The organism is Acinetobacter sp. CAU_H_S170_2, assembly GCF_058890445.1.
Genome location: NZ_JBZYAE010000001.1, coordinates 872,926 through 897,228 on the forward strand (window position 1 = coordinate 872,926; position 24,303 = coordinate 897,228).

22 protein-coding genes and 2 pseudogenes are annotated in these 24,303 nt (G+C 40.8%); 16 read left to right on the plus strand and 8 right to left on the minus strand.

The genetic code is table 11. The features are described from left to right. Positions 1-24 precede the first annotated feature (24 nt). From AC5EUN_RS04290 to AC5EUN_RS04315, 6 genes are all read left to right on the plus strand, one after another. Entirely contained in the window at positions 25-2,439 is a 2,415-nt protein-coding gene (locus AC5EUN_RS04290) for an FdhF/YdeP family oxidoreductase (RefSeq protein ID WP_010327202.1), read from the plus strand. Between the two features lie 87 nt (positions 2,440-2,526). Further along, a complete protein-coding gene (gene fdhD / locus AC5EUN_RS04295) occupies positions 2,527-3,327 on the plus strand; it encodes a formate dehydrogenase accessory sulfurtransferase FdhD (protein WP_010327201.1) in 801 nt (266 codons plus the stop codon). Between the two features lie 84 nt (positions 3,328-3,411). Continuing rightward, positions 3,412-3,762, plus strand: coding sequence for a winged helix-turn-helix domain-containing protein (locus tag AC5EUN_RS04300; RefSeq protein WP_010327200.1), 351 nt, complete (start codon positions 3,412-3,414; stop codon positions 3,760-3,762). A 269-nt stretch (positions 3,763-4,031) separates the two neighbouring features. Next, complete coding sequence (gene modA, locus AC5EUN_RS04305; protein ID WP_010327199.1) at positions 4,032-4,784, plus strand: molybdate ABC transporter substrate-binding protein; 753 nt, start codon at positions 4,032-4,034, stop codon at positions 4,782-4,784. Next, entirely contained in the window at positions 4,784-5,476 is a 693-nt protein-coding gene (modB, locus tag AC5EUN_RS04310) for a molybdate ABC transporter permease subunit (RefSeq protein WP_010327198.1), read from the plus strand. Before modA ends, modB begins: the two co-directional genes overlap by 1 nt. A gap of 4 nt (positions 5,477-5,480) precedes the next feature. Beyond that, a complete protein-coding gene (locus AC5EUN_RS04315; protein ID WP_010327197.1) occupies positions 5,481-6,098 on the plus strand; it encodes an ATP-binding cassette domain-containing protein in 618 nt (205 codons plus the stop codon). 78 nt (positions 6,099-6,176) lie between these two features. Here AC5EUN_RS04315 and AC5EUN_RS04320 read toward each other — a convergent pair. Beyond that, positions 6,177-6,482 (minus strand): annotated as a pseudogene (locus AC5EUN_RS04320) (helix-turn-helix transcriptional regulator); the annotation flags it as partial. A gap of 335 nt (positions 6,483-6,817) precedes the next feature. Beyond that, entirely contained in the window at positions 6,818-7,231 is a 414-nt protein-coding gene (locus AC5EUN_RS04325; RefSeq protein ID WP_010327195.1) for an Mpo1-like protein, read from the minus strand. Between the two features lie 67 nt (positions 7,232-7,298). On the opposite strand from AC5EUN_RS04325, the gene AC5EUN_RS04330 reads away from it, so the two are divergent. Both AC5EUN_RS04330 and AC5EUN_RS04335 read left to right on the plus strand, forming a co-directional pair. Further along, positions 7,299-8,123 carry a helix-turn-helix transcriptional regulator gene (locus AC5EUN_RS04330; protein ID WP_010327194.1) on the plus strand — a complete coding sequence of 275 codons (825 nt, stop codon included), beginning with the start codon at positions 7,299-7,301 and terminating at the stop codon, positions 8,121-8,123. Positions 8,124-8,289: 166 nt separating this feature from the next. Next, positions 8,290-9,066: a class II aldolase/adducin family protein gene (locus AC5EUN_RS04335; protein WP_010327193.1), complete on the plus strand. Its 777-nt coding sequence runs from the start codon at positions 8,290-8,292 to the stop codon at positions 9,064-9,066. A 50-nt stretch (positions 9,067-9,116) separates the two neighbouring features. Here AC5EUN_RS04335 and AC5EUN_RS04340 read toward each other — a convergent pair whose 3' ends face one another. Then, positions 9,117-10,511 carry an aminotransferase-like domain-containing protein gene (locus tag AC5EUN_RS04340; RefSeq protein WP_010327192.1) on the minus strand — a complete coding sequence of 465 codons (1,395 nt, stop codon included), beginning with the start codon at positions 10,509-10,511 and terminating at the stop codon, positions 9,117-9,119. 127 nt (positions 10,512-10,638) lie between these two features. Here AC5EUN_RS04340 and AC5EUN_RS04345 point away from each other — a divergent pair, with 127 nt between their 5' ends. After that, positions 10,639-11,499, plus strand: coding sequence for a DMT family transporter (locus AC5EUN_RS04345; protein ID WP_010327191.1), 861 nt, complete (start codon positions 10,639-10,641; stop codon positions 11,497-11,499). Between the two features lie 411 nt (positions 11,500-11,910). Continuing rightward, positions 11,911-13,752: a monovalent cation:proton antiporter-2 (CPA2) family protein gene (locus tag AC5EUN_RS04350; protein WP_010327190.1), complete on the plus strand. Its 1,842-nt coding sequence runs from the start codon at positions 11,911-11,913 to the stop codon at positions 13,750-13,752. A gap of 119 nt (positions 13,753-13,871) precedes the next feature. Here AC5EUN_RS04350 and AC5EUN_RS04355 read toward each other — a convergent pair whose 3' ends face one another. Further along, entirely contained in the window at positions 13,872-15,449 is a 1,578-nt protein-coding gene (locus AC5EUN_RS04355; protein ID WP_010327189.1) for a sensor domain-containing diguanylate cyclase, read from the minus strand. Positions 15,450-15,772: 323 nt separating this feature from the next. Here AC5EUN_RS04355 and AC5EUN_RS04360 point away from each other — a divergent pair, with 323 nt between their 5' ends. Continuing rightward, complete coding sequence (locus tag AC5EUN_RS04360; RefSeq protein WP_029575077.1) at positions 15,773-15,952, plus strand: hypothetical protein; 180 nt, start codon at positions 15,773-15,775, stop codon at positions 15,950-15,952. Between the two features lie 146 nt (positions 15,953-16,098). Here the strand turns inward: AC5EUN_RS04360 and AC5EUN_RS04365 are convergent, their stop codons facing one another. Together AC5EUN_RS04365 and AC5EUN_RS04370 are read right to left on the minus strand one after the other, a co-directional pair. Continuing rightward, a complete protein-coding gene (locus AC5EUN_RS04365; protein ID WP_010327186.1) occupies positions 16,099-16,329 on the minus strand; it encodes a DUF2171 domain-containing protein in 231 nt (76 codons plus the stop codon). Positions 16,330-16,512: 183 nt separating this feature from the next. Further along, positions 16,513-17,049, minus strand: a pseudogene (locus AC5EUN_RS04370) (serine acetyltransferase). A gap of 514 nt (positions 17,050-17,563) precedes the next feature. Between AC5EUN_RS04370 and AC5EUN_RS04375 the strand changes: the two are divergent. After that, positions 17,564-17,782 (plus strand): hypothetical protein, encoded by a 219-nt coding sequence (locus AC5EUN_RS04375; protein WP_004696033.1) that lies wholly within the window; start codon positions 17,564-17,566, stop codon positions 17,780-17,782. A gap of 307 nt (positions 17,783-18,089) precedes the next feature. Here the strand turns inward: AC5EUN_RS04375 and AC5EUN_RS04380 are convergent, their stop codons facing one another. Both AC5EUN_RS04380 and AC5EUN_RS04385 read right to left on the minus strand, forming a co-directional pair. Next, complete coding sequence (locus tag AC5EUN_RS04380) at positions 18,090-18,686, minus strand: hypothetical protein (RefSeq protein WP_010327184.1); 597 nt, start codon at positions 18,684-18,686, stop codon at positions 18,090-18,092. An 89-nt stretch (positions 18,687-18,775) separates the two neighbouring features. Beyond that, positions 18,776-19,474: an exonuclease domain-containing protein gene (locus AC5EUN_RS04385; protein ID WP_010327183.1), complete on the minus strand. Its 699-nt coding sequence runs from the start codon at positions 19,472-19,474 to the stop codon at positions 18,776-18,778. Between the two features lie 491 nt (positions 19,475-19,965). Between AC5EUN_RS04385 and AC5EUN_RS04390 the strand changes: the two genes are divergently transcribed. The 4 genes from AC5EUN_RS04390 to AC5EUN_RS04405 all read left to right on the plus strand — a co-directional run bounded on the left by AC5EUN_RS04390 (position 19,966) and on the right by AC5EUN_RS04405 (position 24,297). Beyond that, positions 19,966-21,210, plus strand: coding sequence for an alpha/beta hydrolase (locus AC5EUN_RS04390; protein ID WP_010327182.1), 1,245 nt, complete (start codon positions 19,966-19,968; stop codon positions 21,208-21,210). 156 nt (positions 21,211-21,366) lie between these two features. Continuing rightward, entirely contained in the window at positions 21,367-22,620 is a 1,254-nt protein-coding gene (glyA, locus tag AC5EUN_RS04395; RefSeq protein ID WP_004982454.1) for a serine hydroxymethyltransferase, read from the plus strand. Between the two features lie 170 nt (positions 22,621-22,790). Then, entirely contained in the window at positions 22,791-23,195 is a 405-nt protein-coding gene (gene rnk / locus AC5EUN_RS04400; RefSeq protein ID WP_004696044.1) for a nucleoside diphosphate kinase regulator, read from the plus strand. A gap of 313 nt (positions 23,196-23,508) precedes the next feature. Beyond that, positions 23,509-24,297, plus strand: a complete 789-nt coding sequence (locus AC5EUN_RS04405) for a hypothetical protein (protein WP_010327180.1) — start codon at positions 23,509-23,511, stop codon at positions 24,295-24,297. Positions 24,298-24,303 lie beyond the last annotated feature (6 nt).

Here is a 24,303-nt window from a genome sequence, read left to right on the forward strand (position 1 = left end):
AAGATAAATATTGAGGGCGGTGAGATGGAAAACACTGAAGATAAAAAGCATGACGATGAAGAAACCAGCTATGCGAGAATAGAGCCTTATACCAACCCTGCGGGTGGATGGGGCGCGTTGTTAAGTGTTGCAAGAAATTTAAAGAGACAGGAAGTTTTCAAAAAAGGTGCGATTACGCTTCTCAATATTAACCAACCCACAGGTTTCGACTGTCCAGGATGTGCATGGCCTGAAAAAAAAGATGCACATGCCTTTAACTTTTGTGAAAACGGTGCGAAAGCCGTTGCCTTTGAAGCCACTTCAAAACGTGTTACACCTGAATTTTTTGCGACCCATACGGTCAGTTGGCTGTCTGAACAAAGTGATTTCTTGCTTGAAGATTCAGGTCGTCTAACCGACCCAATGCGCTATGACAGCGTGACAGATAAATATGTGCCTATCTCATGGGATGATGCTTTTGCCTTAATCGCAAAACATTTACATGCCTTGGATCATCCAGATCAAGCGGCATTTTATACTTCGGGTCGTGCCAGTAATGAAGCAGCATTTCTGTATCAACTTTTTGTCCGCGCTTTTGGTACCAATAATTTTCCAGACTGTTCCAATATGTGCCATGAGACCACCAGTGTTGGCCTACGTGACTCAATTGGTTTGGGTAAGGGAACGGTGACTTTAGACGATTTTGATATCGCCGATGCGATTTTCAGTTTTGGGCATAATCCGGGCACCAACCATCCGCGGATGTTGGGGACTTTACGTGAAGTGTCGCGCCGTGGTGGCAATATCGTTGCCATTAACCCCTTAAAAGAACGTGGTTTAGAACGTTTCCAAGATCCTCAAGCACCTGTTGAGATGATGACCAATGGCAGTACACCTATTAGTCGTTATTATTTCCAACCCAACGTGGGCGGTGACTATGCACTCATGTTCGGGATGCTGAAACATTTACGTGAGTGGGATATTCAAGCACTGGCAGCAGGAAAAAAGAGCGTGTTTGACCGATCTTTTATCGAAATAAATACAGTCGGTTTCGATGCCATGATGGAAGAAATAGATCGTACTGCATGGTCCGATATTCATGCACATACGGGACTTAGCCCTGAGCATTTAGAATCTTTAGCTAAAATGTATTTAGATGCCAAAACGGCCATTTTCTGTTGGGGCATGGGGATTACACAGCATCGAAACGGGACTGCAAATGTACATATGCTCGCGAACTTAATGTTGGCAAGAGGGCATATTGGTCGTCCAGGGGCAGGCTTAGCACCGATTCGCGGGCACAGTAATGTGCAGGGCGATCGAACCATGGGGATCAATGAACGACCAAGCCCAAAATTGCTGGATAGTCTGGACCGAGTATTTGGTATTAAGTCGCCACGTGAACATGGTTTTGGCGTGGTGGATACCATTAAGGCGATGTATGAAGGTGGTGTAAAAGTCTTTATTGGTTTAGGTGGTAATTTTGCTGTTGCCACTCCAGATACACCGTATACACAAGAAGGCTTACGTCGTTGTGATTTGACGGTACAGATTGCAACGAAGTTGAATCGTAGCCATTTGGTTTGTGGTAAAGAGGCATTACTTTTACCCTGTTTGGGGCGTACCGAAATTGATATGCAACAGCATGGGCCACAGGCAGTCAGTGTTGAAGATTCCATGAGTAATGTGCATCTTTCAGCAGGGCGTAATGAGCCTGCTTCTAAGAATTTACTTTCAGAGCCTGACATTGTGGCGCGTATGGCAGCAGCCGTCTTGCCAGACAGTGATATCAAGTGGAAATGGTATGTAGAAAGTTATGACCGTATTCGAGATTCGATTGAAGACGTGTTTGATGAATTCCATGATTTTAATACACGTGTCTATCAGCCGGGTGGTTTTCACTTAGAGCATCCTGCCAATCAGCATGTGTGGAATACGCCTGTAGGCAAGGCACAGTTCTTAATTACGCCGTTGGCTGAAGTGTATGCCGATAAAGAGAATAAATACGCTGAACAATATACTGGGTCAAAAGTCTATACCCTAATGACCACACGCTCTCATGACCAATACAACACAACCTTGTATGGACTCGATGACCGTTATCGTGGGGTATTTGGTCAGCGCCGTGTTTTGTTTATGAATGCAGAAGATATCGCTGCGGCTGGTTTTGTTGCAGATCAATGGGTGGATATCGAAAGTATTTATTCGGATGGTGTTAAACGTGTGGTTCAAAGCTTCCGTATCGTACCGTATAACATTCCACGGGGTAGCCTTGCAGCCTATTATCCGGAGACCAATCCATTGGTTGCACTTAGTAGCCATGATAAATACGCCAAAATACCAGCTTCGAAAAGCGTGCCTGTGATTTTGCATGCAGGCCAAGCGCCTGAACATTTCAACTTGGCACAAGCGGTTGATCCTGAAGATGCCAATCAGATCGTGAATCGAGAGGTTAGTTGATTCAATGCTGAAATGACGCCTGATTTGCAGGTGTCATTTTTTTCATGATTGAAGGGTTTGGTGTTTAGGGAATATTGGAAAATTATTATGGATATTCGGGCGTTGATGTTGAATTCTCTCGGCTATGAAACTGTTAATATTCAGCGTTTAAGTGAAAATAGAGCTGTTGAACAATCTGATTTTGTGGTGCAAGAATACCCTATTGCCTTGGTTTATAATGGGATTTCGCATGCAGTAATGATGGCAACGCCAGCTGATATTGAAGTCTTTGCGAAAGGTTTTAGCTTGTCTGAAGGTATTTTGACGAGTTTGAAAGAGCTTTACTCTTTAGACATATACGAAACGGAATTTGGGATCCAAGTCGAAATGACGATTTCTACCCGCGCCTTTATGGCGCTCAAACAACATCGACGGATGATGGTTGGACGCACGGGTTGTGGTCTCTGTGGGATTGAAAGCTTGCAGCAACTTCATTTGGATTTACCTCAAATTACCACAGCCCTTTGTGAGGGATGGCTAGTTCAAATTCCCCAAGCCATTGCTCAACTCAATACCCGACAGAAAATCACCCAAATGACGGGCGGTGCACATGCGGCTGCATGGGTTGAAGCGGGGGAAATAGTGGCTTTGTTTGAGGATGTAGGCCGACACAATGCTTTAGATAAACTATTGGGTTATAGTGCAGAACATCATTATGATGTAAATCAAGGTTTTGTGGTGATGACCAGCCGAGCTAGTTATGAGTTGATTCGTAAGTGTGCTCAACTGAATATTGCCTTGCTGGCGTGTATTTCAGCTCCAACCAGTATGGCGATTAATATGGCAAAGCAGTCAGGTTTGACCTTAGCGAGTTTTTGTCGCGGCGATGGTTTTGTTTTATATACTTGATATTCAAAATTTTGCTGTATAAAAAGTAAAAGGTTTTTCTTTAGGTCATCTGCTTTGATGACAGGTCTTTATTTGAGTGAATGTATGCAGGACGTCAAATTAAAATTACAGCTCAGAATACTTCTCAATCAAGACATTGCATTTGGGCCGGGTAAGGCAGAATTATTGGAAGAAATTCGACGTACAGGCTCAATTTCTCAAGCTGCAAAAAGTATGAATATGAGTTACCGCCGTGCATGGCAGTTGGTTGAAACCATGAATCATAGCTTTCAGTCAGGATTAGTCGAAACTCAAAAAGGTGGAACGCATGGGGGTGGGGCAAAACTCACGGACTTGGGCGACAGTATTTTAAGTCAATTTAGACAAATGGAAATAAAAGCACGCCTTGCGATTGAACAGGATTTTGCAGAAATAGCTCAACACCTTAAACCATAATCTAGTCAGGTCAGCTAGATTCCTCTCGTATTCATTTATGACATACACGAATAGGCTTCCTCTATTTGATAAAAGCTCTTATTTCTACTGACTAAATAGCAAGAGTAGTATCAGTCACGTGATTAAGATACAAATCCTTTAACTTGAACGATAAATAATCTGTTTCTAGAATTGACGTTGCTTATGTATCCATATATTTTTAAAAACATATCGGTCAATTTATAACGCTTAAGGGGAACATGGTGCTGCTTAATTTTAAGAATAAGTATATGCAATATGCGATGTTATGTTGTGGTTTGACTCTTGGGGTACAGGTACATGCAGAGCAAGCTATTACCGTTTATGCAGCAGCCAGCTTGACCAATGCTATAGCAGATGTCGATGCAATATTTGAACAACAAAAAAGAGTACACGTGAAAACCTCTTATGCAGGGTCGTCGACTTTGGCCAAGCAAATTGAAGCGGGTGCACCTGCGGATGTTTTTATTTCGGCAGATGAACAGTGGATGAATTATCTGCAAAATAAAAAGTTAATTGTGCCGAATAAACGTGTGAATTTATTGGGCAATCGTCTTGTATTGATTTCGCCAAAAGCTAAGCCCGTCAAAATAAAAATGGATAAAAGTTTTGATCCTTCTACTGCCTTTCAGGGCAAGCTTTGTACAGGTGACACCAAAAGTGTCCCAGTCGGAAAATATGGTAAACAGGCACTGACCGCATTGGGATGGTGGTCAAAACTTGAACCAAGATTGGTTGAAACTGAAGATGTCAGAGCTGCGCTCAACTTTGTAGCACGTGGTGAATGTCAGCTTGGCATTGTCTATGCAACCGACGCTGCTATCAGTAAAGATGTCACCGTCGTTGGTGTTTTCCCTATTAATACCCATACCCCGATTGTTTATCCCTTAGCTCTTGTCAAAAATAATCCCGATGCGCTAGCGTTTTATCAGTTTGTACAAAGTAAACAAGCACATGCAGTCTTTAAAAAATATGGCTTTACCGTTTTATCTGCTGCTAAGTGATGATGTTTTCTTTATCGGCTGAAGAGATAGAGGTACTCAAGTTATCCTGCCAAGTGGCTGCAACCTGTTTGGCATTTAGCCTGATCCCTGCGTTGGTAGTGGGTTGGGTTTTGGCACGTAAAGAGTTTTTTGGCAAATCCTTATTTGAAACCTTTATTTTTCTACCGCTGGTGCTGCCGCCTGTGGTGCCGGGATATTTGCTGTTACAGGTTTTTGGAGGAAACGGAATACTGGGTAAGTATCTTGAGCCCTTTGGACTCAATTTTGCATTTAACTGGAAAGGCGCAGTTTTGGCCTCAGCCGTGATGGGCTTTCCACTCTTGGTTCAATCGATTCGTTTGGCCATAGAGTTGGTGGATCAACGGCTAGAAATGGCGGCGAAAACGCTTGGTGCTTCCTCCTTGGGCACTTTTTTTTATGTCACTTTGCCTTTAGCCAGCAGTGGCATATTGGTGGGGGCGATTTTATGTTTTTGTCGCAGTCTGGGCGAGTTTGGCGCAACCATTACCTTTGTCGGTAATATTGCAGGGGAGACCAGAACTTTGCCCTTGGCCATGTATAGCTTGATGCAGCAACCTGACACAGAACAGGCGGTCTGGCGATTGATTATTCTGTCATTAACTGTGGCATTTTTGGCGTTATGGTTTGCCCAGTGGTTCCATCGCTATCAGAAAAACAAACGAGGACATTAAGACGATGATCGACTGTCATATTCAGTTAAATTTAGGCAAATTTAAACTCGATCAGACATTTTCATCTGAACATCCTGTCGTTGGTTTATTTGGGGCTTCAGGTTCAGGAAAAACCAGTATTTTGCATGCCATTGCAGGACTTAATACTCCAGTCAAGGGCTGGATTAAAATCAATCATCAGACATGGTTCGATGCTGAAAATAAGATTAATTTAAATGTACAGCAACGTCATGTTGGTTTGGTTTTTCAGGATGCACAACTGTTTCCACATATGACGGTGATGCAAAATTTATTGTTTGGCTATAAGCGAATTCCGCCTGAAAGCCGACGTTTTGATCCCGATTATATTATTGAACTGCTTAAACTTAATCATTTACTCAGTCGTATGCCGACGAAGCTTTCAGGTGGTGAAAAGCAGCGAGTTGCATTGGGTCGGGCACTGTTGTATTCGCCAAATTTATTATTATTAGATGAACCCTTGTCTGCGTTAGACGCTGCACATAAACAGGAAATCCTTCCTTTTTTTCAAACCGTCCAAAATGAAACCCATATCCCGATGTTGTATGTCAGCCATGATATGGATGAAATTAAGCAGCTGACCGAAACAGTTTGGTTGCTTTAATTAAACACATTTCAACTTCAACTTTTAAAGAGGGAACGAATAAAAACAGAAAAAATGGGCCTCCGTATCAGCTTAGGATCATTCGGTACCATTTTTATAAACAGACGGCGCTTGGCCTGTCCAGCGTTTAAATGCCCGACGAAATTCACGTACTTCTCTAAAACCTAAAGCTTGGCTAATGTCCCCAATGGAGAGATTATTTTCAAGCATCTGTTTCGCTTTTCGTTCTAACACGGTTTGTCGAATTTGCTGAAAACTAATGCCTTCTAGCAATAAGGAGCGTCGAAGATGACGCTCACTCATTTGTAAATAGTCTGATGCGAGTTGCATATCAAAGCGCACAGGAAGATGCTGCTCGATAAGCTGTTCTAATAAATATGCATATTGTGCATCACTGAAAAGAATTGGAGAGTAGGGTTGTAATTGAGCATTCAAGGGGGGATTATCGGTCAAAATAAAGGACTTATTTTATAAATTGAGCCTGTGAGAAATGAATGCTTTGATTGAGCTATTGGCGAGTGTTGATTACTTTTCATTAGAGCAGATGGTGATGCCGTTTAGTGAACGTTGATGCAGCCTAAGTAGATGGCGTGGTTGGATGTAATTAAGGAGTGTCGCTCTTATAGGGATTTTGGGCGAGTAACCTTAACAATAGCAATAATCGTCAGATTTCGATTAAACGACTGCCCTAGAAATAGATAGGACAGTCGCATTTTTATTTACCAGTTTACGCGCTTTAGTAAAATGTCTTTATACATTTTAAAGTCACAAACGAAACTGTAAAAAGGATATGTAAATGTGGCTGGTTTGTTATGTTCAAAAAAGAAATGACCGACCCACGCAAACCCATAACCCACCACAGGCAAAGCCCAGAGTAGTTTTGGATTTTTGGTCATCGCCGCAGCCGCGGTAATCCCGATCACACAGGTGGTTCCCACAAAGTGTAAACGTCGGCAAGTGGGATCTTCATGCTGAGAAAGATAGAAGGGATAGAATTCTTTTAAGGTTTTATAACGGCCATCACTTCCTTTAATTTGCACAGCAGGGCTTGCAACCGGTGTAGCAGAGAGATGGGCGTTATTCACCAAATCTTGCATATTGTTTTTAATTTGGGTTTGGGTATCCTGTAACATGTCCTACTCCTTTAGTGTTTACTAGGCGTAGTTTTAAACAGTAAACCAAAGATGGTCTTGAACGAATATGCTATCGCAAAGCAAGGATGCGAGTTTAGGGTTAGCGCTCCAAAGCAAAATTTACACTTGGGATGGTGTCATTTTGTATGTGACTCATGAGCAGTTGAATAATGCCCATGCCCATTTTCCAGCACTTTTACAAATTGGCTTGGGCATACCTTTTGCAATCACTTTAGACGACCACGTACGTCGTTATCACGATATTGTGGTGATGGCACCCAATGTGATGCACAGTACCGATTCAGAACATCAACCTTATCTTGCGCTCATGATTGATCCTGATCATGCACTTTATGGACACTTGTATCCATTGCTGAATGGCGAACAGATTTGTTCTTTACCTGCCGCTTGCCTTGCTACGTTTCATTCACAGTTTCAAAAGTTGATCGCTGGGCAACTCAGTCCTGATGATGCCAAACAATTGGTTTTAACGCTACTGTCGACGTTAAATCCAAATCCGTTGCAGGTATTGCCATGGGATGCCCGCGTTTTACAAGCTTGTCATTATATTCAACAACTTGTACCTCAGCAGATTCCCACAGTAGCTCAAGTCGCGGCATATACGGGACTGTCTGAGTCGAGGCTGATGCACTTGTTTAGTCAGCAACTGGGGATTTCAATGCGGCGCTACATTCTTTGGTTGCGTATTCGCTATGCCATCAAACTCTGGGCCGCAGGTCGGAGTTTGATTGATATTGCCTTGGAAGCAGGTTTTGCCGATCAGGCACATTTCACCCGAACTTTACGTAGCATGGTTGATTTTGCACCCTCGATGCTGAAAGGCAAAACTATCTTCGTGAATGACTCCATTAAAACACCATCGACGTCATAGCGTGTTAAGTTGCTTGATAGCACACGGAAATAGCAGAATCATTCAAGACAGGTTTCGCTATTTTACGAAGAATCAGTTTATGTTGAGAGAAAGACTTAAGCAGGGTTGGGCTTTTTCCTTCAAGCTCAATGTTAACTTTAATGGATAGAGATAATAGGGATAACAAATGACCAGTTTACATGCGATGAAAAGTCTAAAAGATGTCGTGTCCGAAAAAGAATGGGATGCACGTTGTCAGCTTGCGGGGTTGTACCGTCTAATTGCACATTTCCGCATGACCGATTTAATTGATACACATATTAGTCTACGTGTACCCGACGAAGATGGTCATTTTCTGATTAATCAATACGGCATTCCCTTTGAAAAAATGACGGCTTCGCATTTGGTTAAAATTGATTATGCAGGCAATATTATTGCGGATTATGATCAGGGCAAATTGGTCAATACCGCAGGTTTTGTGATTCACTCCGCGATCCATGATGCACGTAAAGATGTGCACTGTGTGATTCATACGCATACCGCAGATGGCATTGCAGTGTCTGCACAAAAACAGGGTTTATTGCCTTTGTCTCAGCATGCTTTGAAGTTTTATAACAAAGTCAGTTATCACGAGTATGAAGGGGTAGCGTTATTGACCGAAGAGCGTGAGCGTCTCGTGAAAGACTTGGGGCAAAACCGAGTCATGATTTTACGTAATCATGGTTTGCTATCGACAGGAGATTCGATTCAACGTGCTTTCCACGAGATCTATTTCCTTGAACGCGCATGCCAAGCGCAGATTAAGGCGATGGCGGGAGGAGCAGAGCTTCATCTTCCGTCTGAAGCTGTACGTCAACATACGGCTCAACAGTTTGAAAGTGAATTGATTGAAATGGTGATGCTGAAAGCATGGAATGCCGCGCTGTCTTTAATTGAGCATCAACGCAACGAGTATTGTTCATAAGCCATTCAACCATTTTAATAAAAGCCTCTATTTCTAAGTAGAGGCTTTTATTATGTTAAGTTTTGCTGTTGAGCTAACACATTTTTGAGCGTTTCGAAAATACGCGGATCTACCGATTGTGCGACATTGAAGCGTAAGAAATTCTGTGCATTTAAGGATTGGCTAAACGCATTTCCTGGTGCTAAAACAACGCCGTGTTTTAAACACTCTCGCGCAATGAGCGCAGCATCGAAACCGTCGGGAAGTTTACACCACAGGAATATGCCCGCTTGTGGGACGAGCCACGGGTGAATATTTAAAGCCCCGAGCTGAGTGATGACTTTTTGCATTTCATGAGCTAGGCGTAAGCGCACCGTTTCCATATGCTTACGATATCCACTGTCTTTTAAGGCAATCAGCACCATATCGGCGGCAAGTCGGCCTCCACCAAAAGAGGTGGCGATCTTTAAATCGATTAGATTTTCAATCCATTCATTTTTGGCCACGATATAGCCACAGCGCAAAGAGGCTGAAATCGTTTTTGAAAAACTACTAACTTGAATGACACGATTGAGTCCATCAAAAGCAGCCAGTCGTGGGGCAGGGGTATGTTCAAAGTCGGCAAAAATATCATCTTCCACAATGACTAAATTGGTTTGATCGACCAATTTAAGTAAGCGATGCGCCGTGACGGGGGAAAGCACTGCACCAGTTGGGTTGTGTATGCCTGAGTTGGTGATATACAGCCGTGGTGAGTGTTCAGCTAAAACAGACTGAAAGATCTCCAAATCTGGGCCATGGGGAGTATACGGCACACTCACAATATTAATGCGATGAGCTTTGAGGAGAGCATGAAAATTAAAATAACAAGGGTCATCGACAATAACAGTATCCCCAGCTTCCAATAAAAAACGACAGATCAAATCAATTGCTTGCGTGCCAGACTCGGTGAGCATGATGTGTTCAGGCGAAGCTTCAATGCCAATGTGAATTAAACGACGAGAAATTAATTGTCGCAGTTCAGGATGTCCTGCTGGTGTTGCATACTCCACCAGTTCTAAGCTATCTGCTTTTGCCATGCTACGCAGAGCACGTCGAACACCTGTCTCATATAACCATTCGGGTGGTAACCAGCCGCAACCTGGTTTGAGTGTGCTGTGATCTGTATCTAAGGCTTGTCGAGAGACCCATAAAGGGTCGACCTCTCTATCGAGCTTAGGCCCTATTTGGGCTAAAGCCAGTGGCGCGACAGGGCCAGACACATAAAAGCCCGATCCGGGTTTAGACAGAATGATGCCTTCGGCCATTAAACGTTCATAGGCTTCGACAACGGTTGAAACAGAGACCTGCAATGTACGTGCTTGTTGGCGTACAGAGGGAAGGCGATGACTGGGGAGATAAGTGCGTGAGCTAATTTTGAGTCTAATTTCATCCATAACTGCATCAATTCGAGTTTGGCTACGCATTCCATTTCTCCTAAACTGTATGGGCTTTTTATACATAACAGTTTTTATTTATTGTATTGGATTGTATCTCGATTCAAACATGCGGTCTATATTCAAATTGAGCGATTAACGATAAGAGAATCACGCCATGAAACAGGCAACCAGCGGCTGGGTAAACGGATTAATCGGTGTCGCTATTTTTGCGGGGTCTTTACCAGCAACACGGGTCGCCGTTGCCGATTTTAACCCCATCTTTTTAACCAGTGCACGGGCCACAATTGCAGCGCTATTAGGATTGTTTTTTCTGGTTTTACTTCGCCAAGCACGCCCGACCATTTCAAACATATCTGCACTTGCAGTCAGTGCATTGGGCGTGGACATCGGATTTCCACTCTTAACTGCTTTGGCCCTACAGCATGTAAGTTCTGCACACTCCATCGTTTTCTTAGGATTATTACCTATTAGTACTGCGATTTTTGCAGTTCTACGCGGGGGTGAACGGCCCAAGCCACTTTTTTGGTTGTTTTCAGTGCTAGGAGCCATTTTTGTAGCAGGTTATGCTGCACTTGGGGAAACGAGTACTGCATGGAAAGGCGACCTATACATGCTGGCAGCAATTATTTTATGTGGGCTGGGCTATGCAGAAGGGGCAAAACTTTCGCGAACACTGGGCGGTTGGCAAGTCATTAGTTGGGCTTTAGTGCTCTCGTTACCAGTGATGTTGCCAATAGCATTATGGAGCATGCCTATTTCATTTCAGCATGTCAGTACAGCCGCATGGATAGGACTGGCTTATGTTTCTGTCTTTAGCATGTTGCTAGGTTTTGTGTTTTGGTATCGAGGATTAGCACAAGGTGGCATTGCATCTGTTGGTCAACTGCAATTATTTCAACCCTTTATGGGTCTTGCACTTGCCGCTCTATTACTACATGAAAGCGTGAGTTGGATGATGTTGGCCGTCACTTTGGCAGCCATTGTTTGTGTGGCTGGGGCGAGAAAATATGCTTGAACATACGACGTCCAATTTTATCTGGATGGAGTAAAAATTACGAATGTCAGTCCTATCATCAAAGGTGTCATTTATCTTTGATGGTGGAATCATACTAAATACAATTTTTAAGTATCTATCTGTTATAAAAATCTGCTCTTGATTATCTTCTGTTCATATGTAGTGATGTGTTTTGTATTCCTCGAATAAAATCTTGCTGTATAGCAACAATGCTGTATATAGTTTTAAACATAGGCTGGTCAAGCGATGCTTAAATTCGCAGTATGTTGAGTGTTGATGGTAAGTCTGCGGACATGCAGAGTGAAAAGATCAGCGCTGAGACATCCTATCCGTACTGACATAGACTTTAGTGAATAAAATTAAAATAGCGTGAAATTGGCATGGATTGCCAACAACCAAGATGAGAACAAAATGAGTGCAGAAGTAGATTCACTAGGACTGGTTGGGCCTGTTGTACTGTTGAGTGCAGCGGTCATTGCCGTCCCTATTTTTAAACGTATTGGTCTAGGTTCGATATTAGGCTACTTAATTGCTGGATTGATTATTGGGCCGTTTGGTTTTGCCTTTTTTAACAATCCCACAGCTATCTTACATATTGCTGAACTCGGCATCGTGATGTACCTCTTTATCATCGGATTGGAGATGCAGCCTTCGCACTTATGGAGTTTGCGGAAAGAGATTTTTGGATTGGGCAGTTTGCAAATCCTTATTTCGGTCATTGCCTTAACGGGTATGGGCATGTTGTTTGGCTTTAGCTGGAAAATAGCGTTCATTGGTGCTGCGGGCTTTGTTCTGACGTCGACTGCGATAGTGATGCAACTGTTAAATGATCGCGGAGAGCTGCATCAACGACGTGGTCAAAAAATCGTTGCGATCTTATTGTTTGAAGACTTATTGATCGTTCCCTTATTAGCATTGGTTGCATTTATGGCACCTAATCAAGCGGCGGAAAGCTCATCTATCGATTTACAAGGGATTGGCATCGGACTGTTGGCCATCGCTGGATTAATTGTTGCAGGGCATTGGTTACTCAATCCATTATTTAAAATTCTAGCTGCTGCCAAAGCGCGTGAAGTGATGACTGCTGCAGCGTTATTGGTAGTACTGGGTGCGGCATTACTGATGCAACTCAGTGGTTTATCCATGGCACTGGGCGCATTTTTAGCGGGAGTGTTACTGTCCGAGTCGACTTTCCGTCACCAAATTGAAGCGGATATTGAACCCTTTCGAAGCCTATTACTGGGCTTATTCTTCTTAGGTGTCGGAATGTCTTTGGACTTGGCAGTGGTCAGGCAAAATTGGCCGCTGATTGTCAGTGGTGTAATTGCATTGATGTTGACCAAAGCACTGATGATTTATGTGGTCGCGCGTTTGACCAAGAGTAATCATCCCGAGGCTTTAGATCGTGCCTTACTGATGGCACAAGGGGGCGAGTTTGCCTTTGTATTGTTTAGTGCTGCGACGACAGCTCAAATTATTGACAATACCATCAAGTCGAATTTAACCGCGATTGTCGTATTGTCTATGGTGTTGACGCCAATCATTGGGGTGTTGTTTAAACGCTTTACCCTTGAGCAGAATGAAAGTTCACTCGATCAGGTCAGGGTTGCCGATGGCTTAACGGGTAAAGTATTGATGATTGGTTTTGGTCGCTTTGGTCAAGTGGCGAGTCAGCTGTTATTGGCGCGTAGTGTGGATGTGACCATTATTGATAATGATGTCAACATGATCCAAAATGCGGAAAAGTTTGGTTTTGATGTCTACTATGGCGATGGATGTCGTTTAGATATTTTACATGCGTCAGGGGCAGATACCGCAGAAGCAATTTTAGTCTGTGTCGACCACAAAGAAACGATTAATAAAATTGTAGAGTTGGTGAATGCTGAATTTCCTTTGGCTAAGCTGATTGTTCGTTCCTATGACCGTGAACACGCGCTGTATTTGTCTAAGAAAAATGTCAGTCTGATGGTTCGAGAAACCTTTGAGTCTGCATTGGCTTTAGGTCAAATGGCCTTGCAGCAACTGGGCGCAAGTCAGGATGAAATTCAGCAGGTGAGTGAGGATATCCGAGCTTTAGATAATCAACGTTTTGAAACCGAAGTTGCAGCTGATGATGTCAAAGCGGGCATAGGTATACAATATACGCAGCGTAACCCACGTCCGACTGCACCCTTGATTAAGCCGCAACATACGGGGCAGTTGTTAAATGATGCAGAACTAGAAAAACCGAGCGAAGTAGATGATAGAACTTAAAAATATAAGTTGAATCATCTTGCATGAAAAGGCCTATTTTAGGCCTTTTCATTTTTGAACAGATGGATCTGAAAAGCACTGCATGATTTGGCCTAATTTTATATTTAATGAAAGTTATATCAGTCCAATGATGTCGAGCGGATACAATTTCGACCATCATTCTTGGCTTGATAGAGTTTTTGATCTGCCAATTTAATCACCTCTTGAATATTTTCTGAGTCTTGAGGCCAAGAGGCGATACCAATTGAAACCGTGATCGTTCCAATTGGGTCAATGTAGCTTTGTGCTACTGTTTTACGAAGTCGTTCAGCCGCTATATAGGCAATTTTCGGATCTTCGTGCACCACAAAGACAATAAATTCTTCTCCACCGACACGGCAGCACACATCATGTTGACGAAAGTTGCTTTTCATATGAGACGCTAACTTTTTCAATACGTTATCACCTTGATCATGCCCATAGTTATCATTCACTGCTTTAAAGTGATCGATGTCCAATGTCAGTACCGAAAAAGGCGTATTGGTTGCTTCTAATTCATTTAAGAATAGTTTCATACCGCGGCGGTTATAAAGTCCCGTCAGCGGATCGGTATTCACGTGTTGTTTAAGCTCTGCAATTTCATCTTTAAAATGTTTGGAGCTAAGCAAGAGAGCGGTGCGAAAGCGTAAAGCCTCAAAATACCAAGGATCGATGTTTTTAATGTCTTGATCAATATTTGGGCGCGTCAACATGCTGGCCATTTGTGCAAGCTTATTGAGTGGTGACGAAATCCAGTAAGAAAGTTTCCACACAAAAATGAACAAGAGTAAATAGAAGCCGAGCATAGCCAGTGTTACTTTAATGATGATCGAGTTGGCTTGGCTTAATAACTCTAACGTCGGTTGTTGTGACACAACAACCCAATTCACACTTGGAATTGACGCAAACCCGGCAAGGTTTTCGATCCCTTTACTATTGACCAGTGCAATCTTTCCAGTGGGGTGGGAGGTAATATATTGCATCCCTGTGTTATTTTTTAATGAATCTCCAATGCGAGCTTTATCTGGATGGAAGATGATCTTATTTTTATTATCAACAACATAAGTATAACTTTTCTTATAAGAATAAGTGGTAGCTAACAGCTCACTCACCAAGTTTTCTTTATTCAAATAAATCGAGCCCGTGACGATACCGAGGAACTCATTTTTACGATTAAAAATAGGCTGAGCAATCAGCACAATTAAATTGTTTGACAAGCCTTTGTATGGAGAGGAAATATAGGTTTTCTTGAGTTTTAATGCTTCGGTAATACCTGGAGTTTTATATTGCTTCTTTTGATTAACATGTAAGGTCTCGGGTGAGTATTCCAAAATAAAAGCATTTTTATCGATAATCGTGATTGAGTTAAATTTTTGTGATTGACCTTTAAGACGTGTAACTTCAGCTTTTAAAACCTGTTGATTAGAAAAATCTTGACCAACAATTTGAGCACTATAGCGGAGCTCACTCAACATACTTTCAAAATATTTGTCGGTACTAAATGCAATTTTTGAGGCATAGCGTTGATTGGCAGCTAAAGAGTTTTCGGTTAACTGCTCTTTGATGACATAGTTCAGAACAAAAATTGAAATTAGAAACAAGCTTGAGACACAGCCAATAATTAAAATCAAAATAAGTTTTTGTAAATCTAAACTATGAAAAACAGATTTCTTGATCACTCATGCCCCCAAGACAAGAACAGATTTTTTAAAGTTTTGTTGTGACGCCTGTAGAAGCTCAATTCTCATGACTGAAATCAATCTGGGTGAAAATTGCTCGAATTTGCTTGCTGGTATTTTTCTAAGTATAGAGAAACTTCATATTAATATATATGTAATTTTTATATAAAAATTACATTAGTTTTCATTAAGATAATATGAATAGTACACAATAGCGCATAATCAATCAAAAGCACTATTAAAGTTTAATGAAAACAACATTAAATTGACATGCCTAAACGCAATAATGAGCTCTTTATTATTTCGGTCATTGGAGAACAAACATGAATGTCTTAGGCATCGGATTGATCATTTTATTATCATTAATCGGCTTAGGGGCACTCATTACAGGTTTTGCTGTGGGCGAAACATTCTTTATTGTGATTGGATTACTTATATTTATTATGACCTTTTTGGTTTGGTTAAGCCTTAAAGATAAAGTTTCAAATCCTTTTAAAGACTAAGAATGTTGTAATTGAGTGAATTTTATACCTTTGCTATAAGTGAATATTCATCGAACTTAGATAGGCATTATGTTCTTTGTATCTACTCAGTGTGTATATCATATGAACTACCAGCCCAAAGGCTGGTAGATTTGTAATTTTTGAACCTATGCTTCAATCCAATTATCTTTAATTTCTTGGGCATCTTTGCTTAACATGACCTGATCCTCTCGAATTTCTCTTACCCATGCACTTGGGATAATATGGTGTTTCCCATCGCCATGTTTGGTGAGTTTGATCTCTTTACCTTCTATGTGGTCAACATCTCCAATCTTCGTTCCACATACGGCAATTACACTAGAATGTTCTTTAATGTCTGAAATATTAATCGTGGTCATGATATACCTCTATCTTATTCATAGAACAAAAACGAAGATTTACCCTAAGCTAATTTCTCGTAGTCATGAGCTTTTTAAATACAACAGCAACATATTATGTCTTAAAATTTACGGAGTATAAAAATTGTCAGCCTGTGTTTTATTTATAGAGTGCTAAATTGATTCAATTATGCTGATGTTGTTTTAGTTGCAATTCAGCCAGCGTTTATTTACTGAATTTCCAGCATTATTATAGTGAATGACTTTTGCATAATTACCTACAGCTGTTGCATTATCAGGAATATCTTTGGTGACCACACTACCTGCACCGATGGTGGCATTATCGCCAATTTTAACATGATCGATAATACAGACATTTGGGCCAATATATACATTGTTGCCAATTACAGCGGCCTGATGACCGCCATTGGCACCAATCGTTTAAACTGCGATAGGTTGCATTGTTTCCAAGAACAGTAGTTACGTTGACTATCAAAGGTCTCTCATAACAGATGAACAAGCCATAGCCCATTTTTGTGGTGCAGTGGATATCGATCCCGTATTTTTTCTTATAATAAACAATAGAGTAGGCCAGTTTGCCGATCTGCTGTTTGCAAGCCGAAAGATGTAACCAATGCTAAAGTTCAAAACTGTAATTAAACAAATCAGTTTTGATAAATGAGTTTAGTTTTGTATTGGACAATACCGATATAAATCACTCAAAATGGATTGAACTAAGATGGAAAAGAACTCATAGGTTGAATGCGCGATTTTACTTGATTTGACGCTGAGATGTTATCTCGATTTTACCTTTCAGTAGGGTCTCTTATTTTTAAAAAATATCAACTGGCTTTTATTTGTACAGTTGTTTCGAAATGTCATAGGCTCTTGTCGAGAGTAAAAAATGCTTTTATATTGTACTTACAGTAGGTCGATAACTAAGACGCTACGATGTAGTTGGACGGATCAATGACAGCTCGTTGAGTTTGATACGAAATGTTCAAACAATAAATCAGCACTAGCCTTCCAACATAGAAAAGCTCGCAGCAATGCGAGCTTTTTTTATGTGAAAAAATATGACTATGTATCTCGGTTGTTAAGCATATTTGATTTAAGTTTATGATTTATAGTTATGATTTTGAAAATATTTATATAAATTAACATTGCGATAAATTCTAACAACTCTAAGGGCAGTGTTGGAAAAAACTTGTGCTATAAGATTAAACAGAGCTAAAAAAAGAAAAGGAAAATGACCATGACTCAGCTTGTAGATGTAAAGGTAAAGGACCAATACAGCCAAACGTATAATGTGAAGGCCCAGTTAAGACAAGTACCTGAAAACTCCGAAGCAGAACGTTTGGATTTGTTTAAACGAATTGAACATATCGTTGTTGATGGTGAAGTGATTCTGCCTAGTATTGAACTGTTATTTGAAAGTCGGCAAACGGAAAATATATACCGAGTTGTTGATTAACCCTATTGAAAAAAGCCCATGTTTACATGGGCTTTTTTATGGGCGATCTATATCAAGTTAAGTTATCCCATCGCAGAAGATAAGGGATAAATTTTTTGAGCGATTATATTGAAGATCATAAAGTGAAATTAGGATATCACTTCACACATAGTTCCTATTTATCAAGCTATTTGATGAATGGTTCGAGTAACCATTGTGCCAAAGTCTTAAACAGTCGATGAAAGACGTTAAGATTTATTGCTTGAAGAAAATATAAAACTTGTAGTCTTTAAATCTTAACTAAGACTCAATTATTCGTTGAATTTATTTAAGCTGCCTGCAAACGCAACAGTGAATGATTGATCTGTTGTAAGTGTTGGTTGAGTACTGTGGGTTCTATTCGACTTTCCTGTAACGTCGTAATCCATTGCATTTGGCAGCGTTTGAGACTGTGTAAGTCTGTCGCCGATTGAATTTGAAGAATGAGTTGTTTTGCCATTAAGCCACAATAACATTGTAATAAGCTCATCATCAAATCGCGTGTTTCTTCAAAGCTATAAGCTTTAAGTGGTGGGGCTGGGCTTTGTGTAGGAGCGGGTGGTGCAGGAGTCTGCGCTTTGCTGTCTAAATCTATTGGATTGACGTTATTCTGACTATTTTCGAGTACAGACGTCGATGATTGAGCCTCCGATGACGGTTGTATTGAGCTAGAGACGCGAGATGTTTGTGTGGAATGAATTAAACCCAATTCAATTAATTGTTCGAGGATTTCAGGCGTTGCAATGCGTTGTTTGAACTGATCAGCCAATTGTTCAAAATCTTCTGTACCAATTAAAACCAATAGTCGTCTTTGACGCGCATTGAGTGGGATATGACGTTGTTGTAAAGCATCTAAACCTAATGCTGTTTTTTGATAATGATTCATACCTTAATTTACTCCCCCGAACAAATAAATTAAGGCTGAACATACAGGGTGAAAATTACAACAATATTAAGAATTTATGACAATACATTTTAGAGCGTTTTAATGCTCGTATTCTCTAAAGCTTTACGTAAGTAAGGATCGAGTTCATCTTGACGCATTAACCACTGAATATAGTCAGCAGGGAGTTCGGCAATCGCTGTTCCGCGATGCTTGCCAAAATTAATGACTCGCGGAATACGAGCATCTTCAGAGACAGCAAATAACTGCTCCATGCTGTTTATTTTTAATTGATGAACCACATGCATTAAAATATTGGCTGTTAAAATAATATCCATATCGGCACGATGGGCCTTTTTAATCATTTCACGGGCTTTTTCACTGCCTTTTGAAATCATATAAATGAGTGCTGAAATATTGTGGGCTTCAGCATCAGGCCAGACCAAACGTGCAAGGGCGAGTGTACAAATCGCTTTAATATGAGAAGTATCGACACCACATTTTTCGATAGCACGAATATCATAATCAATATTATGACCAATGATGTATTGCGTTTCGGCGGGTAGTTTAAAGGTCGTATAGAGGGGCTTCCCAACGAGGTCTGACTCTAAAATATGATGCACAGCCATCGCTGCGAATGAGATTGGTTCATCGACGGTATAGAGCTGATCAAATACTTGGCTTTTGTCTAGGCTTAATTTGCCATTTGTAATTTCAATCGGTGCATATGCAATCTCAATGGGTTGACCATTTAGGGTATGGGTTTCTGTGTCGAGAATAATGGCTTGCATGTGCATATCCGAAAATTAAAAGCTGAATAAATTTATCATTTTCAAGACTATCAAGACAGCCTATGACTGCCAGATTTGTGGTTTATTCGCTGATTTTGTGCAGTGATGGTGTTTAAATCATCTGGTGAAGCTAGGTGATTAGAGATCAGGCTTTATTAAGCAAGGGAAAAGTTGGAAGCTACTTATCGATTTATTTAGGCGGGTTGAAAAGGAAAATGATTGCTTAAAATTAAAATAATTCTTTGGGATTCGGTTCAAACAAAGACTAGAGAAGAGCTCACTGCCTGAATTCAGTTGTGGGATCAGGATTTATTTTAAATTCCAATGACCAGTTTTTATAACAATGGTGAGTGTGCATTTGCAGACAATGTTCACTTTGTATCATTCTCGTAACTGGTCTTGCCATGCGTCATTTTGAGGCGTAAATCATTAATCTATTCAAGTGATTTGAATCGTTACAACAAGAAAAAATGTCATTAAGGAATTTTAAGATGAAAAAACATATATTGGCCGTGTTCGTCAGTAGTTCTATGCTTGTTTTAACAGCCTGTGGAGGAGGGGATGGCGATTCAACTTCTGTTGGTGTGGATGATGGGATTCCTAAAAATAATATTGTTAATCCAGTCGTAACTACGCCAACAGCATATACAGCTACAGATATGTCAGCTACGGCTGGTGAAAGTGTGGTCATGACTTATAAAATGCTGGGTCAGGACAATAAAGAAACTCGCGCAACTGCATTGCTTTTTACTCCTAAAACAGTAGCTCCGGCGAAAGGTTGGCCAATAGTGGTGTGGGCACATGGTACTACTGGTGTTGCTGATATTTGCGCGCCAAGTAAATCTTCTATGGATCCTGATGTAAAATCGATGATTAATGAGTTACTTAGCGCGGGATATGTTGTTGTTGCTCCCGATTACGAAGGACTGGGAGAGCCAAGTGGTACAGAAGCCCATCCTTATCTTAATTTAAAAAGTGAAGCTTTTTCGATTACAGATGCAGTAGTTGCAACACGTGACTACTTAACCAAGCAAGGTAAATCGGTTTCAAAAAACTGGGTGACGGTTGGGCATTCACAGGGCGGTCATGCTGCTTTAGGTGCTGGTGAATATCAAAGTCGCGCGCAGTTAGATTATAAAGGGACAGTTGCGATTGCACCTGCGTCTAATTTAAAAACGATCTTTCAAGTGGGGGCTGCAAGTGTTGCAAATTTGCCAGCAACTCAACAGGTTGCTACTTATACTTCACTGAATACCTATGCTGCACTCATCACTGCAGGTATGCAAAATCCACCCAATATAACTTTGTACGGGCAAGTGTTTGAGTCTGAAGCAGCCCGTATTGCACGAACAGCTGAATCGGCATGTTCAGGGACTGTTTCTGTAAATTACTATACGGAAATGTGGGCTTTAGCGACTGGTTATAACACATTAAATGGATATTACCCAAAAACAGGATTTCTAGATTTGCCAGTCATAAAAAACTTTTTAGATAACACATCTCAGCCTTTGAAGGTCAAACAAACAGCGCCAATTATTATTTATCAAGGCACCAATGACACGACTGTTCCAAGAGCGATTACGAATATTTTATATGCTGGAGCTTCTCAAGCTGGAAACAATATTCGTTATGTGACTGATGACAGTGAAACGACGAAATGGACCCATACCACATCGTTTAGTGAAAATATCGATGATATTGTTGACGATGTCAAAACTCTCATGCCAATTCAGTAATTTGCTTTGACCCAAATCGCTCATGGAGTTCTGCTTCGTGAGCGATTTTTTATTTAAAACTGCGTAAAGTTCGTTCTCGAAATTTATAAACTTCATGCTACAATACGCGCCAATCTTAGCACGGCTTAAAAGCCCTAATTTCATAGGACCTCGCTAATGTTTGCCAATATCTCAATTGCTGAATTTGATCCAGAAATCGCGCAAGCAATCACAAATGAAGATGCTCGCCAAGAAGCGCACATCGAACTGATTGCTTCTGAAAACTATTGCTCTCCAGCAGTAATGGAAGCGCAAGGTTCAAAACTTACAAACAAATATGCTGAAGGCTACCCAGGCAAACGCTACTACGGCGGTTGTGAATATGTAGACGTGATTGAACAATTAGCGATTGACCGTGCTAAAGAGCTTTTCGGTGCAGATTACGCAAACGTTCAACCGCATGCAGGTTCACAAGCAAACTCTGCTGTTTACTTAGCCCTTCTTAACCCAGGCGACACTGTTTTGGGTATGAGCTTGGCTCACGGTGGTCACTTGACTCACGGTGCAAAAGTTAGCTTCTCTGGTAAAACATATAACGCAATTCAGTACGGTTTAAACCCTGAAACTGGCGAGATTGATTACGAAGAAGTTGAACGTTTAGCAGTTGAGCACAAGCCACGTATGATCGTAGCTGGTTTCTCTGCTTATAGCCAAATTGTAGATTGGCAGCGTTTCCGTGACATCGCGGATAAAGTTGGCGCTTACCTATTTGTAGATATGGCTCACGTTGCTGGTCTAGTTGCTGCTGGTGTTTACCCAAGCCCAGTTCAAATTGCTGACGTAACAACAACCACTACACACAAAACACTTCGTGGCCCACGTTCAGGTTTAATCCTTGCGAAAGCAAACGAAGAAATTGAGAAAAAATTACAATCAGCTGTATTCCCTGGTAACCAAGGCGGTCCATTGGTTCATGCGGTAGCGGCTAAAGCAATTTGCTTTAAAGAAGCAATGGCTCCTGAATACAAAGTTTACCAACAACAAGTAGTGAAGAATGCTCAAGCAATGGCTGAAGTTCTTATTGCTCGTGGTTATGACATCGTTTCTGGCGGGACAGAAAACCACTTGTTCTTGTTATCTCTTATTAAGCAAGATGTAACAGGTAAAGAAGCAGATGCATGGTTAGGTGCAGCTCACATTACTGTGAACAAAAATGCTGTACCAAATGACCCACGCTCACCATTTGTGACTTCTGGTATCCGTATTGGTACACCGGCTGTGACGACTCGTGGTTTCGGCGAAGCTGAAGTACGTGAACTTGCTGGCTGGATCGCTGATATCTTAGACAGCAAAGGTGACGAAGCTGTGATTAACGCTGTTAAAGCGAAAGTTGAAGCTGTTTGTGCGAAATTTCCTGTTTACGCAAACTAAGTTCTGACTTGAGAAAGCCCCCTCAAGGGGGCTTTTTTTATAGCATTAAAAAATCAAAATCAGTTGAAATGTAATTTAGACTGCATTTCTGATATAACAGAAGTTATAGGCTAATAAATTATTTTTAATAAGAATTTTATTCATACCGTATTCAAATAGGAATGCAGCACATGGCAAACCCAGCAATTATCATTTCTGAGCAGGATCTTCATCGTTTAGAAACGATGTTAGAACATCAGCCTAAACTTACACCGACCATGCAGTTGCTTGAAGAAGAGTTGGCACGCGCCGATGTTGTTGCTCCACAAGATATGCCTGCCAATGTGGTAACGATGAATGCAAAAGTTTTACTGACCATTGCGCCATCTACAGAAGCATCTGAAATTACTTTGGTTTATCCGCATGATTTTAAAGGCGAGAAGGGACAGGTCAATGTTGTAGCCCCAATTGGTGCAGCAATTCTTGGCTTAGCTGAAGGTCAAGAAATTGAATGGCCGCAGCCAGATGGTCAAATGATGAAAGTCAAAATTGAAAAAGTGGTTTATCAACCTGAGCGTGAAGGAGATTATTTATAATTTCGAAACACCCCATTTTAAAGCCATGTTGATCATGGCTTTTTTATGACTTCAAATATGCGTTTTGTTTCATAAAGGATTGTAACTCCACAGAAGATAAAAATAGAGTATGTATTGATTGGATCTTTTATTTCTACTCAATAGGTTTGAGTCCTAGTACGAATAGAGTACTGAATAACAGATATAACCTTCGTGATAATTTCTACGGCACAAAAGATGTCACAGCATTTTTGCAAAAATCTACATGTTATTTGACATAAAAGCTGTACTATAAAAATGATTTTATTCAATTTCTTTATTGGGTTAAAGCACTATGGCACAAATTGACGTTCTTGTTCCTTTAAGGAATATACCAGTCAATTCAGATGAACTTTTAAGTATCCAGCGTAATGATTTGGTTCCGTTGCTGAACGATCAATATCGTCTCAATCATTATGCAGATAGTGTCATTCAAGCACAGTCTGTGCTGTTAAATGGAGTGGACCCGCAGCTCACTTTACAGTTGAGTCAGACCATTGAGCAACTGATACAGTCACTGGCTGACTCAAAAAAATACTTGAAGAAGCGCAAATTTAATGGGCTGCAAAAGTGGCTGGGAATTGATATTGAATATGGTTCAACCCAAGTTGAATACTATAAAAAACTGGATCAGTTGTTGGATCGAGCCAATCATCTCAGCCAAAAATTACAAATTGAAATTCAAAAGTCACAGGCGCGTTATCAGCAGTTAACAGGCTTACGTGAGCAAATGGCCAAATATGTATCTGCGGCTGAAGCATTTTTAATGGAATATCCTAAATTTGTGAAGAATGCACATCCTTTAGATAATTTTGCAGAACGTTTATCCAAGAAAATAAATAGTTTACAAACTTTGCAAAGCAGTAATGATATTGCGATTACACAAATGCAGTTGTCTCAGCAGCTTTCATTGAGTTTGTTAGATCGTTTTAAAGAAGCGCAGCAGGTCTTGATCCCAGCATGGCAATATCATGTCAAACAATCGCAGCAATCAAGCTCGACAATTGAACTGGAAAAGCTCGATAATAGCCGTGAAAAATTGATTCGTACCTTAAAAAAATCACTACAGAAACCAACACTTTAAGAAATA